The following is a 13,693-nucleotide window of genomic DNA, read 5'->3' on the forward strand; positions in this document are numbered from 1 at the left end:
TTACGCCATAGCGCCCCGTCGCCGTTACCGCCTACATTCCCATTACAAATTTAACAATCCATTAAATTGTAAGGGAGCCGATAATGGTGGATGTACTGGTCATTGGCGGCGGCAATGCCGCGCTATGCGCCGCCTTAACCGCCCGGGAAGCCGGCGCCTCGGTGCTGCTGCTGGAGGCGGCGCCGCGGGAGTGGCGAGGCGGCAATTCGCAGCACACGCGTAACCTGCGCTGTATGCACGATGCGCCGCAGGACGTGCTGGTCGACAGCTATCCGGAAGAGGAGTACTGGCAGGATCTGCTGCGCGTCACCGAAGGGAACACCAACGAAGCGCTGGCCCGGCTGGTGATCCGCACCTCGTCACAGTGCCGGGACTGGATGCGTCAGCACGGGGTTAACTTTCAGCCGCCGCTCTCCGGCGCCCTGCACGTGGCCCGCACCAACGCCTTTTTTATGGGCGGCGGCAAAGCGCTGGTCAATGCCTATTACCGCAGCGCAGAGAGGATGGGGGTGCAGATCCGCTACAACACGCCGGTGCAGGCTCTGGAACTGCGCAACGGTGAATTTGTCGCCGCGCTGGCGGGCGAGGAACGGATTGTCGCGAGAAGCTGCGTCCTCGCCGCCGGCGGATTTGAATCCAACCGCGAGTGGCTGCGCGAGGCCTGGGGGCAAAATGACCGCGGCGAATGGCCCGCCGATAACTTTCTCATCCGCGGCACGCGCTTCAACCAGGGGGTGCTGCTCAAGTTTATGATCGACGCCGGGGCCGATATCATCGGCGATCCGTCCCAGTCCCACTGCGTCGCTATTGACGCCCGGGCGCCGCTCTATGACGGCGGGATCTGCACCCGCGTCGACTGCGTTTCGCTGGGGGTGGTGGTCAACCGCGATGCCGTGCGCTTTTATGATGAGGGGGAAGATTTCTGGCCTAAACGCTACGCCATCTGGGGCCGACTGGTCGCCCACCAGCCTGGACAGATCGGCTACTCGATCATCGACAGCAAAGCCATCGGCCACTTTATGCCCCCCGTCTTTCCCGGCGCTCAGGCCAATACCATCGAGGAACTGGCCCGCCAGCTGGGGCTGGACGGCGAACGCTTAGCGCAAACCATCGCCGACTATAATGCCGCCTGCGCGCCGGGCCAGTTCGATCACACCCGCCTGGATAACTGCGCGACCTCTGGCCTCACACCGGCGAAAACCCACTGGGCGCGCCCCATCGATACGCCGCCTTACTACGGCTACGCCCTGCGTCCGGGGATCACCTTCACCTACCTCGGGCTCTACGTCGACGACACCGCCGCCGTCCATTTCGCCGGTCAACCCAGTCGTAATCTGTTCGTCGCCGGGGAAATGATGGCCGGCAACGTCCTGGGCAAGGGCTACACCGCCGGCGTCGGGATGTCGATAGGCACCACCTTCGGCCGCATCGCCGGCCAGCAAGCCGCCCGGGCGGCGCAGCAGGAGAAACACCATGAAGTCGCTTGAAAAGCTGATCATTGACGCGCAGATCATCACCGAACCGGAGGCGGAAGTCGAACGGGTGATGCAGGTGTGTAACGCCTGCCGCTACTGCGAAGGGTTTTGCGCCGTGTTCCCGGCGATGACCCAGCGCCTGGCCTTTGGCAAGGCGGATATCAACTATCTGGCTAACCTGTGCCATAACTGCGGCGCTTGCCTGCATGCCTGCCAGTATGCGCCGCCGCACGAGTTCGCCATTAACGTGCCGAAGGCGATGGCCGAAGTCCGGCTCGAGACCTATCAACACTACGCCCAGCCCGCCGCCTTTGGCAGCCTGTACCGTCGGGCCGGCATGACCACCGTGCTGGCGCTGGTCGGCGGCCTGATTGTCTTTCTGCTGCTGGCGATGGGGCTCAAAGGCTCGCTGCGCCATCCGCCGCTGGCGGGCGACTTCTACCAGATATTCCCCCATAACCTGCTGGCGTGGATGTTTGGTTCGGTCTTTGTGCTGGCGATTGGCTTACTGATGAGCGGGGTGATCCGCTTCTGGCGCGAGATCTCCCCGGGCCAGCCGCAACCGATTGATATTGCGAAGGCATCTCATGATGCGCTGACGCTGAAATATCTCGACGGCGGCCACGGGAAAGGCTGCAACGAAGCCGATGACGCCTTCACCCTGCTGCGCCGCCGTTTCCACCACTGCACCTTCTACGGCTTTATGCTCTGCTTCGCCGCCACCGTGGTGGCCACGGGCTATCACTATATCGCCGGCCAGGAAGCCCCCTACACGTTCTTCAGCCTGCCGGTGCTGCTCGGCACCCTCGGCGGCATCGGCCTGCTGGTCGGTCCGGCGGGCCTGCTGTGGCTGAACCTGCGCCGCTCGCCGCTGCACGGCGACGCGCGGCAGAAACCGATGGATCGCGGATTTATTCTGCTGCTGCTGCTGACCAGCTTCACCGGCCTGGCGCTGCTGGCGGGGCGGGATACTTCGTGGATGGGCGTCCTGCTCGCCATCCACCTCGGGGTGGTGATGGCCCTGTTCTTAACCCTGCCGTATGGAAAATTTGCCCACGGATTTTATCGCTGTGCGGCGTTACTCAAGTGGGCGATTGAGAAACGTCGCGGAAAACAGGTGGGCGTCGCCGGCGACTGACCTGCCCCTCTGCACCCGATAACAACAAGATAAAGACAATGGAGAGCACCCCCTATGACCCAACAACCCACCCGCGCCGGCACCGTCGGCGCTATCCTCCGCGTGACCAGCGGGAATTTTCTCGAACAGTTCGACTTCTTCCTGTTTGGCTTTTACGCCACCTATATCGCCCGCACCTTCTTTCCGGCGGAGAGCGAGTTCGCGGCGCTGATGCTCACCTTTGCGGTATTTGGCTCGGGCTTCCTGATGCGTCCTATCGGCGCGGTGGTGCTCGGCGCTTATATCGACAGAATCGGTCGCCGCAAAGGGCTGATGGTCACCCTGGCGATCATGGGCTGCGGGACGCTACTCATCGCCCTGGTCCCTGGCTATCAGACTATCGGCGTGCTGGCGCCGATCCTCGTGTTAGTGGGCCGTCTGCTGCAGGGGTTTTCGGCGGGCGTCGAGCTTGGCGGAGTGTCGGTCTATCTCTCTGAAATCGCTACGCCGGGCAATAAAGGCTTCTATACCAGCTGGCAGTCCGCCAGCCAGCAGGTGGCTATCATCATGGCGGCGCTGATCGGCTATGCGCTGAACGCCACGCTGGAACATGAGGAGATTGCCGCCTGGGGCTGGCGCATCCCCTTTTTTATTGGCTGTATGATCATTCCGCTGATTTTCGTGCTGCGCCGCTCGCTGCAGGAGACCGAGGAATTCCTGCAGCGTAAACATCGCCCGGATACCAAAGAGATCCTGACCACCATCGCCAGAAACTGGCGCATTATTACCGCGGGGACGCTGCTGGTAGCGATGACCACCACCACTTTCTACTTTATTACCGTCTATACGCCAACCTACGGCAGAGCAGTGCTGCACCTCAGCGCCCGCGACAGCCTGCTGGTCACCATGCTGGTGGGCATCTCCAATTTTATCTGGTTACCGATTGGCGGCGCGATCTCTGACCGGATCGGTCGTCGCCCGGTGCTGATGGGGATTACCGTGCTGGCGCTGCTCACCACCTGGCCGGTGATGCACTGGCTCACCGCCGCGCCGGATTTCACCCGTATGACGCTGGTCCTGTTGTGGTTTTCCTTCTTCTTTGGCATGTATAACGGCGCGATGGTGGCGGCGCTCACCGAAGTGATGCCGGTTTATGTCCGCACCGTGGGCTTTTCGCTGGCCTTCAGCCTCGCCACCGCCATCTTCGGCGGCCTGACGCCGGCTATCTCCACTGCCCTGGTCGAGCTTACCGGCGATAAAAGCGCGCCGGGATGGTGGCTGATGTGCGCTGCGCTGTGCGGGTTCATCGCCACCGCGCTGCTGTTCGTGCGCCTGAGTCGCGGCTATCAGCCGGCGGAGAGTCAGCGCTAAAAAAACAAACGGGCGGAGATAGACTCCGCCCGTTTGCCGCTGCCGTCTGGCTTAATGGGTGATGTTATTGCTGCGGATCTCTTTCCAGATCTGGTCGCAGCGCGCTTTCACCGCCTGATCGTTACCGGTACGGGTAGCCTGGATACACTGCTGATAATCCAGTACCCGGACGCTCTCCTGGTGAGCAAACTGCTGGTGCTGTTTATCCTCTTTCAGGACATTCAGTACGCTCTGGCAGGCTTCAATTTTGTCCGGATTGCCTTCCGCCGTATTAATACAGGCGCTATAGGCATCTTTCAGTTTGGTGTCTTCTTTCGGTGCCGGCGACGTGGTGCAGGCCACCAGAGCCGATGCCATCATGGCAATAAGCAGCATTTTTTTCATTGTCGTTCTCCCAGAGGTGCGGCAGGCTCACGCCCGCCGCGCAGGCATCAGAAAATTGTGAACGGGGCGATAACCATGAACTTCACGTCGCGCTCATCCTGGAAGATGTTGCCGTAGCCGCCGCTCCAGCTCGGAATATCGGAATGGTTGTCGTACTGGGTAAAGTGCAGTTTAAACAGCGTGCCCTTCGCCCGGCCTTCCTGCACCGTATACAGCGCATCCAGGCTGTAGGCCGACTCTTTCAGACGGTAATCAGCGTCATAGTAGGCGTCCGGGGAGGACATTTTGCCCGGCTTCGCATCCCAGGCGTACACATAAGACGCGCCAAACGCCCAGCCCGGCATATCCCAGTTTTTCATGTCATACATCGCGCCGAAGAAGACCGCTTTTTCGCCGTTGGCGTTGAAGTCGGAACGGTTATCCCACCAGATATCGAGACGACCGTTGGAGGAGGCGTAGGTCGGGGTCATACGCTGCAGGAAGTAGCCCTGCTGGCCATCGGCCTTCACCCAGGTCCCTTCCAGACGCAGATCCAGCACATCCGCCACTTTATAGCCAAAGGTTAACGCCTGCAGCCATGCGGTGCCGTCATAGATGTCGTTGACCCCGCCGTTGCTGACCTTATCGCGAGTGCCGTAGAACTGGTAGCTGGTGCTCAATGGCGCGCCGGCGACGTCAAACTTGTAGCTGGCTTTAGCAAAGTACTGATCGATATAGCCCTGAGCCTGACCAAATGCCGCCTCCAGCACCAGGTCGTTTTTGAAATCATATTTGGCGCCGACGGAGTGGAGATAATCGACTTTGGTCTTCTTATCGTTCTGGTAGAAATCATCCATCTCGATATGCCATGGCGCTTTATACTCGTTCGTCCACATGTAGGAGAAACTTAACGCGCCCGCGGTGCCATAGTCGAAGTTGGCCCCGGCTTCCGCCCCCTGATAGGTACCCGGCATAAAGCTCCAGTGCGGCGCCAGCAGGGTCTGACCGGTTGGCTGGATGTAGCCCGCGCGCGCCCACGCCGGACCGTATTTAAATTTCGCAGCGGCTTTATACAGGCTGATGCCGCTCTTATCGCCGGAGTAGTCTTCGTCATAGGCTTTGTTACGCGACGAGAAGGCGATTTCGTTCGGGTGGCCGCTGTCGCCGTTCTCCGCCATTTCAATCGCGGTAAACGCCGCAATATCAAGGCCAAACATATCGGCGGCATAGCCGGACTGGAAGTCCAGGTTGGCGTTCCAGGTGGAGTGGGAAAGGTTGGTTTTGTATTTGTCGCCGTCGGTCACATCTTTACGGTCACGCTCACGCTGCCAGTAATAGATACCGCCGGTTAAAGTAGAATCATCGATAAAGCCTGCTGCGCTGGCCTGCGGAATCACAACCCAGCCCGACATCGCGGTGACGGCGGCAATAGCCAGCGCCAGCGTACTACGTTTGCCACTAAACGTACGCATGTGCATATCCTCTTTGACGTTTTAAAAGGCGAAGACCAGGGGGTCATTCGCTAAAAAAAATAAATAACACTGCAAAATGTGGGGCGGTGAAAAAGGCCGCGAAACCACTGTAGATAGACTATTTTTCGTGACGCGAATTATCAATGTTTTTCGTGAGGCAAAGCTTAAGATTATGACAAAGCGCACATAATTTATGTCGTTTTGTTACAGTCTTATCTCTGATGATTTTGTCATGGAAGTCATTGCAAAATCAGGGAAAAATGCAAAACCTGAAAGCGATTACATTGTTTTTTTGTATGAGACCGGAAATATCAGAAGCGTTATTTATTTCCGATTTGAAACAGAATTAATTCGCTTCGCGAAAATAAAAAGAGTAATTGGCTGATTCTGAAACAAAAAAAGCGCCGCAGAGTGCGGCGCTTTGAAGGTAGGGAAACGGTTATTCGCCCGCTTTCGCCCAGGTATCGCGCAGACCGACGGTGCGGTTAAACACCAGACTGGTTGCGGTTGCATAGCGGCTGTCGAGGCAGAAGTAACCTTCACGCTCAAACTGGTAAGCTTTACCGGCTTCCGCCTGCTCCAGGCTCGGCTCCGCGTAACCCTGTTTGATCACCAGCGATTGCGGATTGATCACCGCGAGGAAATCCTCCGCTGCGCCCGGGTTTGGTACGCTGAACAGGCGATCGTAGAGACGGATCTCTACCGGCAGCGCATGCGCCGCGCTCACCCAGTGGATCACGCCTTTGACCTTGCGGCCGTCAGCCGGATCTTTGCTCAGGGTGTCGGCATCGTAGGTGCAGAAGATAGTGGTGATATTGCCTTCGGCATCTTTCTCCACGCGTTCCGCTTTGATGACGTAGGCATTGCGCAGACGCACTTCTTTGCCCAGCACCAGACGCTTGTACTGCTTGTTGGCTTCTTCACGGAAGTCCGCGCGGTCGATCCAGATTTCCGCGCTGAACGGCACTTCGCGGCTGCCCATCTCCGGCTTGTTCGGATGGTTCGGCATCGCCACCATTTCGCTTTCGCCCTGCGGGTAGTTCTCGATAACCAGTTTCACCGGATCGATCACCGCCATCGCGCGCGGCGCGTTTTCGTTGAGATCTTCGCGAATGCAGGACTCCAGCGACGCCATCTCAATAGTGTTGTCCTGCTTGGTCACGCCGATGCGCTTGCAGAATTCGCGGATGGATTCGGCGGTGTAGCCGCGACGACGCAGACCGGAGATGGTCGGCATACGCGGATCGTCCCAACCTTCCACGTGCTTCTCGGTCACCAGCTGGTTCAGCTTACGCTTGGACATCACGGTGTATTCAAGATTCAGGCGCGAGAATTCGTACTGGCGCGGGTGAACCGGGATGCTGATGTTGTCCAGCACCCAGTCGTACAGACGACGGTTGTCCTGGAACTCCAGGGTACACAGCGAGTGGGTAATGCCTTCCAGCGCATCGCTGATGCAGTGGGTGAAGTCGTACATCGGGTAGATGCACCACTTGTTGCCGGTCTGATGATGCTCAGCGAATTTAATGCGGTACAGCACCGGATCGCGCATCACGATGAACGGCGACGCCATATCGATCTTCGCGCGCAGGCAGGCCTTGCCCTCTTCGAAGCCGCCGCTGCGCATTTTTTCGAACAACGCCAGATTTTCTTCCACGCTGCGGTCGCGATACGGGCTGTTCTTACCCGGCGCTTTCAGGGTGCCGCGATATTCACGAATCTCATCAGGAGAGAGTTCATCAACATAGGCCAGGCCTTTGTTGATCAGCTCAACCGCATACTGATGCAGCTGATCAAAGTAGTCAGACGAGTAGCAAACGTCCCCGGACCAGTGGAAACCTAACCACTGCACGTCGTTTTTAATCGACTCCACGTATTCGATATCTTCTTTCACCGGGTTGGTGTCATCGAAACGCAGGTTGCATTGGCCCTGATAATCCTGGGCGATGCCGAAGTTCAGGCAGATGGATTTCGCATGGCCAATGTGCAGATAACCGTTCGGCTCCGGCGGGAAGCGGGTGTGAACGGTGGTGTGCTTACCGGTAGCCAGATCTTCATCAATGATCTGACGGATAAAGTTAGTCGGGCGGGCTTCTGCCTCACTCATCACGGGTTCCTCAAAGCGTAAACAACGTATAACGGCACATGATCTTACAAGCAGGGCGTAGTGACAACTATTAGTTACGTAAAATAGGTATCAGAAGAGGATTATGGGGCCGATTGCTGCAAAAAAAAGCGGCGAAGGTTTCCCTTCGCCGCTGAGGCATAAACTCGACTCAGGAGCCTTACTTGCCTTTAATCTCATACAGCGGCGTCTGGCCGGCAACGACCTTACCGCTCGCCAGTATCACCAGCGCGCTGTAGTCATCGCTGTTGCTGCAGACCACCGGGCTAATCATCGAGCGCGCGTTGGCGTTGAGGAAGTCCAGATCCATTTCCAGAATCGGCTCGCCCGCCTTCACGTCCGCGCCCTCTTCAACCAGACGTTTGAAGCCCTTGCCTTCCAGCGCCACGGTGTCGATACCCATGTGGACAACGATTTCCGCACCGTTGTTGGTTTCGAGGCAGAACGCGTGGTTAGTGTTGAAAATTTTCACCACGGTACCGGCGGCCGGGGCCACCACGATGTTGCTGGTCGGTTTCACCGCGATACCGTCGCCGACGGCTTTGCTGGCGAAGGCTTCGTCCGGCACCTGTTCGAGGGCCACCACGTCACCGGTAATCGGCGAAACCAGCGACTCAACGGTCTTCGCGTTCGCTACCGCCTGCGGTTTAGCCGCGGGCGCTGCGGTGGCGACGTTGCCAGCCGGCGCGGCTGCCGCTGCCGCTACCGGGCCGCGGGTCACCACTTTTTTCATCTCATCGCCGATAGACTCTGCCTTCGCGCCGACGATAACCTGGATGGTTTGCTTATTCAGTTTCACCACCCCGGACGCGCCGAGACGTTTACAGGCGGCGTCGTTGACTTTCGCCGAATCGCCCACGGTCAGGCGCAGACGGGTGATACAGGCGTCAATCGCTTTCAGGTTGTCCGTTCCGCCCACCGCGGCGATATAGCTGGTCGCCAGCTGGGTCAGGCCTTCTTCAGTGTTGCTGTTCGCTTCTTCCGTTACCACGTCAGCGGCTTTGTCTTCACGACCCGGCGTTTTCAGGTTGAACATGCGGATCACCGCGCTGAACAGCAGGAAGTAGACGAAGAAGAACACCACGCCCATCACCAGCAGCATCCAGACGTTTTTGCTGGCGGCCGGCAGGCTGTACATCAGCACGTAGTCAATAGCGCCTGCGGAGAAGGAGAAGCCCGCATGAATGCCCAGCGCCGTTGCGATGAACAGGCTGATACCGGTCAGTACCGCGTGCAGGAGGTACAGCAGCGGAGCCAGGAACATGAACAGGAATTCCAGCGGCTCGGTTACCCCGGTCAGGAACGCGGTGATGGCAACGGACAGCAGCATACCGCCCACCATCGGACGACGCGCTTTCGGAGCGGCCAGATACATCGCCAGCGCCGCGCCCGGCAGACCAAACATCATGATCGGGAAGAAGCCGGACATGAACATCCCCGCGGTGCCGTCGCCGGCGTAGAAGCGGTTGATGTCGCCGTGGAACACGGCGCCTGCGGCGTTCGTGAACTCACCAATCTGGAACCAGGCGATGGTGTTCAGCACCTGATGCAGACCGGTCGGGATCAGCAGACGGTTGATAAAGCCGAAGATACCGGAACCCAGCGCCCCTGCGGAAACGATCCACTCGCCGCCCGCATGGATAGCGTGCTGCACCGGCGGCCAGACGTAGCCGAAGAGCGCCGCGAGGATCAAACAGAAGAAGCCGGTGGCGATCGGTACGAAGCGTTTGCCGCCGAAGAAGCTCAGGAAGTCCGGCAGCTTGATGCCGGCCCAGCGATTGTACACCGCCCCTGCTACCAGACCGGTAATGATACCGGCCAGTACGCCCATGTTGATTTCCGGATTGATGGTGACCATCGCTTTGGTCATCACGAAATAACCTACTGCCCCGGCCAGCGCCGCAGAACCGGCGTTATCCTTGGACCAGCTTGACGCCACACCGATAGCAAAGATCAGCGCCAGGTTGTCGAAGATAGCCCCACCCGCTTGCGCGATGAAGGGTACATTCAACAGGTCTGGTTGCCCGAAACGCAGCAGCAATGCCGCGACCGGCAGCACTGCGATAGGGAGCTGTAACGCCCTACCCAGTCGCTGAAAGAAACCTAAAATATTCATCTTATTCCCCCTATGAGACCCCGATGAGGCTCATTTTCAAAGCCACTTTTTTATTGTGTAACAAGGTCGGTTTTATCACTTACCGGCAAAGTGTGTGAAAAATTAATTCGTATCGCAAATTAAACGGGTATTTTTTGTGATAATTATCACCAAATATCGTATTCACCCCTCCCTTAGACTGGCTAACATCGAAAACTTATTTTATCATTCAAAAAATCAACACGGATTGACCCCGGTCGGCGCAGTTGCTGCAATACTCTCCTCAGAGTGCTGGCGCCAATCCGCCAGATTCTACTTTTAACTATAGAGGTGAAGAATGAGACTGATCCCCCTGGTAACCGCTGAGCAGGTCGGTAAATGGGCTGCCCGCCATATCGTGAACCGCATTAATGCATTCAAACCAACCGCGGACCGTCCGTTCGTGCTGGGTCTGCCGACCGGCGGCACCCCGCTCACCGCCTACAAGGCGCTGGTTGAAATGCATAAAGCAGGCCAGGTTAGCTTCAAACACGTTGTCACCTTCAACATGGATGAATACGTTGGCCTGCCAAAAGAGCATCCGGAAAGCTATCATAGCTTCATGCACCGTAATTTCTTTGACCACGTTGATATTCCGGCAGAAAATATCAACCTGCTGAATGGTAACGCGCCGGACATCGATGCGGAATGCCGTCGCTATGAAGAAAAAATTCGTTCCTACGGTAAAATCCACCTGTTTATGGGCGGCGTGGGCAACGATGGCCACATCGCGTTCAACGAACCGGCCTCTTCTCTGGCGTCCCGCACCCGTATTAAGACCCTGACCCATGACACCCGTGTGGCGAACTCCCGCTTCTTTGACGGCGACGTGGATCTGGTGCCGAAATATGCGCTGACCGTCGGCGTGGGCACCCTGCTGGATGCAGAAGAAGTCATGATTCTGGTGCTGGGCCATCAGAAAGCGCTGGCGCTGCAGGCGGCAGTTGAAGGTAACGTCAACCACATGTGGACCATTACCTGTCTGCAGCTGCATCCGAAGGCGGTGATCGTCTGCGACGAACCGTCCACCATGGAGCTGAAAGTGAAGACGCTGAAATATTTCAACGAATTAGAAGCTGAAAATATTAAAGGTCTGTAATGTAGTCGCGTCCCGCGACTTTGCGCGGGACCATCTTTTTCTTTGTATGCATCATCAGGCCGGCGGCAAATGAACGTTCCCGGGCCTGATGAGGCGTATATACCGGGGGTCGTAATGTATGCATTAACCCAGGGCCGGGTTTATACCGGTCATGAAATTCTCGATGACCATGCGGTTGTTATCGCTAATGGCCTTATCGAACGTCTTTGTCCGCTGGCAGATTTGCCGTCTGACATCGAGCAGCGCTCAGTCAACGGCGCAATCCTCGCCCCCGGTTTTATCGACGTCCAGCTCAACGGCTGCGGCGGCGTGCAGTTTAACGACAGCCCTGACGCGGTCACTGTCGAAACGCTGGAGATCATGCAGAAGGCCAACGAACGCTCAGGCTGCACCAGCTTCCTGCCGACGCTGATTACCTCCAGCGACGATCTGATGAAGCAAGGCGTCCGCGTGATGCGCGAATACCTGCAAAAGCACCCGAACCAGGCGCTGGGTCTGCATCTTGAAGGACCGTGGCTGAATATCGTTAAGAAAGGCACCCACAATCCCGACTACGTGCGTAAACCGGACGCGGCGCTGGTCGATTTCCTGTGCGACAACGCCGATGTGATCACCAAAGTGACCCTCGCCCCTGAGCGCGTCGAGCCGGAAGTGATCCGCAAACTGGTCGCCGCCGGGATCGTCGTCTCCGCGGGCCACTCCAACGCCACGCTGAAAGAGGCGAAAGTGGGCTTCCGCGCGGGCATTACCTTCGCCACCCACCTGTATAATGCGATGCCGTACATTACCGGCCGCGAACCGGGTCTGGCCGGGGCGATTTTTGACGAGCCGGATGTCTACTGCGGTATTATTGTCGACGGGATGCACGTCGATTACGCCAACGTGCGCAACGCCAAGCGCCTGAAAGGCGACAAACTGTGCCTGGTCACCGACGCCACCGCGCCGGCGGGGGCGAATATTGACCAGTTCATTTTTGCCGGGAAAACAATATACTACCGCAACGGGCTGTGCGTAGATGAAAACGGCACCCTCAGCGGATCTTCCCTGACCATGATTGAAGGGGTGCGTAATCTGGTTGAGCATTGCGGTGTGGCGCTGGACGAAGTATTGCGGATGGCGACGCTCTATCCCGCGCGCGCCATTGGTGTGGACAAGCAGCTCGGCAGCATTGCGCCGGGTATGGTCGCTAACCTGACCGCCTTTACACGCGATTATAAAATCACCAAGACCATCGTTAATGGTAACGAGGTCGTCACTGAGTAAGTAAAAGTATGACAGCAGGCGGACAAGCTCAAATTGGTAACGTTGACCTCGTAAAACAACTGAACAGCGCGGCCGTGTACCGCCTGATTGACCAGCATGGGCCTATCTCGCGCATTCAGATCGCGGAACAAAGCCAGCTTGCCCCTGCCAGCGTGACCAAAATCACGCGTCAGCTTATTGAGCGCGGCCTGATCAAAGAAGTCGATCAGCAGGCCTCCACCGGGGGGCGCCGCGCCATCTCCATCATTGCGGAGACGCGTAACTTCAACGCCATTGGCGTGCGCCTTGGCCGCTATGACGCCACCCTGACCCTCTATGATTTAAGCAGCAAGACCCTGGAGGAGGAGCATTTCCCGCTGCCCGAGCGCACCCAGGAAACGCTGGAACACGCCCTGCTGAATATCATCGCCACTTTTATCGAAAACTGTCAGCGCAAAATCCGCGAGCTGATCGCCATCTCGGTGATCCTGCCGGGGCTGGTGGATCCGGAAAGCGGCGTGATCCGCTATATGCCGCACATTGCGGTGGAAAACTGGGGCCTGGTCGGGGCGCTGGAAAAACGCTTCAACGTTACCTGCTTTGTCGGGCACGATATCCGCAGTCTGGCGCTGGCCGAGCACTATTTTGGCGCAAGCCAGGACTGCGAAGACTCCATTCTGGTGCGCGTGCACCGCGGCACCGGGGCGGGGATCATCTCCAACGGACGCATTTTTATTGGCCGTAACGGCAACGTGGGCGAAATTGGCCATATTCAGGTCGATCCGCTGGGCGAACGCTGCCACTGCGGCAACTTCGGCTGCCTGGAGACCGTCGCGGCGAACGCCGCCATCGAACATCGCGTTCGCCATCTGCTGGACCAGGGCTACCAGAGCCGCCTGACCCTCGATGACTGCACGATCAAAACCATCTGCAAAGCGGCCAACAAGGGCGATGCCCTGGCCTGCGAGGTGATCGAGTACGTAGGGCGTCACCTCGGAAAAACGATCGCCATCGCCATCAACCTGTTCAATCCGCAAAAAATCGTCGTCGCCGGCGAAATTGTGGAAGCCGAGAAAGTGCTGCTCCCGGCCATTGAGGGCTGCATTAACGCCCAGGCGCTGAAGGCGTTTCGTAAGAACCTGCCGGTGGTGCGCTCCACCCTCGATCATCGCTCAGCGATTGGCGCCTTCGCGCTGGTCAAACGCGCCATGCTCAATGGCACGCTGCTGCAGCGCTTGCTTGAGAGCTAATCGCCCCCCCTTTACAGATAAGCGCGTCGCTCTGTCACTGGCGGG

10 protein-coding genes are annotated in these 13,693 nt (G+C 58.0%); 6 read left to right on the plus strand and 4 right to left on the minus strand.

Translation table 11 applies throughout. The features are described from left to right. Positions 1-83 precede the first annotated feature (83 nt). Genes tcuA through L2I46_RS13665 form a run of 3 tightly spaced genes read left to right on the plus strand, consistent with a single transcriptional unit; the run spans position 84 to position 3,963 of the window. A complete protein-coding gene (tcuA, locus tag L2I46_RS13655; RefSeq protein ID WP_032455143.1) occupies positions 84-1,487 on the plus strand; it encodes an FAD-dependent tricarballylate dehydrogenase TcuA in 1,404 nt (467 codons plus the stop codon). Then, the gene (gene tcuB, locus L2I46_RS13660) at positions 1,474-2,613 is read left to right on the plus strand and encodes a tricarballylate utilization 4Fe-4S protein TcuB (RefSeq protein WP_236947943.1); all 1,140 of its coding nucleotides are present in this window, start codon (positions 1,474-1,476) and stop codon (positions 2,611-2,613) included. Before tcuA ends, tcuB begins: the two co-directional genes overlap by 14 nt. A 54-nt stretch (positions 2,614-2,667) precedes the next feature. Then, positions 2,668-3,963: an MFS transporter gene (locus L2I46_RS13665; protein ID WP_023288852.1), complete on the plus strand. Its 1,296-nt coding sequence runs from the start codon at positions 2,668-2,670 to the stop codon at positions 3,961-3,963. Between the two features lie 51 nt (positions 3,964-4,014). Here the strand turns inward: L2I46_RS13665 and chiQ are convergent, their stop codons facing one another. The 4 genes from chiQ to nagE all read right to left on the minus strand — a co-directional run bounded on the left by chiQ (position 4,015) and on the right by nagE (position 10,039). Next, positions 4,015-4,347 (minus strand): ChiQ/YbfN family lipoprotein, encoded by a 333-nt coding sequence (chiQ, locus tag L2I46_RS13670; protein ID WP_236947944.1) that lies wholly within the window; start codon positions 4,345-4,347, stop codon positions 4,015-4,017. A 47-nt stretch (positions 4,348-4,394) separates the two neighbouring features. Then, positions 4,395-5,798 (minus strand): chitoporin ChiP, encoded by a 1,404-nt coding sequence (gene chiP / locus L2I46_RS13675; RefSeq protein WP_023288850.1) that lies wholly within the window; start codon positions 5,796-5,798, stop codon positions 4,395-4,397. Between the two features lie 439 nt (positions 5,799-6,237). Then, entirely contained in the window at positions 6,238-7,905 is a 1,668-nt protein-coding gene (glnS, locus tag L2I46_RS13685) for a glutamine--tRNA ligase (protein ID WP_236947945.1), read from the minus strand. A 178-nt stretch (positions 7,906-8,083) separates the two neighbouring features. After that, the gene (nagE, locus tag L2I46_RS13690) at positions 8,084-10,039 is read right to left on the minus strand and encodes a PTS N-acetyl glucosamine transporter subunit IIABC (protein WP_023288849.1); all 1,956 of its coding nucleotides are present in this window, start codon (positions 10,037-10,039) and stop codon (positions 8,084-8,086) included. A gap of 316 nt (positions 10,040-10,355) precedes the next feature. Between nagE and nagB the strand changes: the two genes are divergently transcribed. From nagB to nagC, 3 genes are all read left to right on the plus strand, one after another. Continuing rightward, the gene (gene nagB, locus L2I46_RS13695) at positions 10,356-11,156 is read left to right on the plus strand and encodes a glucosamine-6-phosphate deaminase (protein WP_012542446.1); all 801 of its coding nucleotides are present in this window, start codon (positions 10,356-10,358) and stop codon (positions 11,154-11,156) included. 114 nt (positions 11,157-11,270) lie between these two features. Then, positions 11,271-12,419, plus strand: coding sequence for an N-acetylglucosamine-6-phosphate deacetylase (nagA, locus tag L2I46_RS13700; protein WP_032455137.1), 1,149 nt, complete (start codon positions 11,271-11,273; stop codon positions 12,417-12,419). 8 nt (positions 12,420-12,427) lie between these two features. Further along, positions 12,428-13,648 carry a DNA-binding transcriptional regulator NagC gene (gene nagC / locus L2I46_RS13705; RefSeq protein ID WP_032455136.1) on the plus strand — a complete coding sequence of 407 codons (1,221 nt, stop codon included), beginning with the start codon at positions 12,428-12,430 and terminating at the stop codon, positions 13,646-13,648. Positions 13,649-13,693 lie beyond the last annotated feature (45 nt).

The sequence above is a fragment of the Klebsiella sp. 2019SCSN059 genome, assembly GCF_021739525.1.
Taxonomy (GTDB): domain Bacteria; phylum Pseudomonadota; class Gammaproteobacteria; order Enterobacterales; family Enterobacteriaceae; genus Klebsiella; species Klebsiella quasipneumoniae.

What these genes read in the sequence shown, in the direction of transcription:
- L2I46_RS13665 (WP_023288852.1), top strand. Translation starts at nt 2,668, where the DNA reads ATGACCCAACAACCCACCCGCGCCGGCACCGTCGGCGCTATCCTCCGC.
- tcuB (WP_236947943.1), top strand. Translation starts at nt 1,474, where the DNA reads ATGAAGTCGCTTGAAAAGCTGATCATTGACGCGCAGATCATCACCGAA.
- glnS (WP_236947945.1), bottom strand. Translation starts at nt 7,905, where the DNA reads ATGAGTGAGGCAGAAGCCCGCCCGACTAACTTTATCCGTCAGATCATT.
- nagA (WP_032455137.1), top strand. Translation starts at nt 11,271, where the DNA reads ATGTATGCATTAACCCAGGGCCGGGTTTATACCGGTCATGAAATTCTC.
- nagB (WP_012542446.1), top strand. Translation starts at nt 10,356, where the DNA reads ATGAGACTGATCCCCCTGGTAACCGCTGAGCAGGTCGGTAAATGGGCT.
- chiQ (WP_236947944.1), bottom strand. Translation starts at nt 4,347, where the DNA reads ATGAAAAAAATGCTGCTTATTGCCATGATGGCATCGGCTCTGGTGGCC.
- tcuA (WP_032455143.1), top strand. Translation starts at nt 84, where the DNA reads ATGGTGGATGTACTGGTCATTGGCGGCGGCAATGCCGCGCTATGCGCC.
- nagC (WP_032455136.1), top strand. Translation starts at nt 12,428, where the DNA reads ATGACAGCAGGCGGACAAGCTCAAATTGGTAACGTTGACCTCGTAAAA.
- chiP (WP_023288850.1), bottom strand. Translation starts at nt 5,798, where the DNA reads ATGCGTACGTTTAGTGGCAAACGTAGTACGCTGGCGCTGGCTATTGCC.
- nagE (WP_023288849.1), bottom strand. Translation starts at nt 10,039, where the DNA reads ATGAATATTTTAGGTTTCTTTCAGCGACTGGGTAGGGCGTTACAGCTC.